General features: G+C 68.2%; 1 pseudogene. It reads left to right on the top strand.

The features are described from left to right. Positions 1 to 267, top strand: a pseudogene (locus ACLJNW_RS25515) (NADH-quinone oxidoreductase subunit C/D); the annotation flags it as partial.

The following is a 267-nucleotide window of genomic DNA, read 5'->3' on the forward strand; positions in this document are numbered from 1 at the left end:
GGACAAGCTGGTCCGCGAGTTCCTCGACTGGATGCCCAAGCGCCTCGACGAGTACGAGACCGCGGCCCTGAAGAACAGCATCCTGCGCGGCCGGACCATCGGCGTCGCCCAGTACAACACCAAGGAAGCCCTCGAGTGGGGCACCACCGGCGCCGGCCTGCGCGCCACCGGTTGCGACTTCGACCTGCGCAAGGCCCGCCCCTACTCCGGCTACGAGAACTTCGAGTTCGAGGTACCGCTGGCCCACAACGGCGACGCCTACGACCC

Source organism: Salmonella sp. SAL4457 (genome assembly GCF_046548235.1).
Taxonomy (GTDB): domain Bacteria; phylum Pseudomonadota; class Gammaproteobacteria; order Enterobacterales; family Enterobacteriaceae; genus Salmonella; species Salmonella enterica.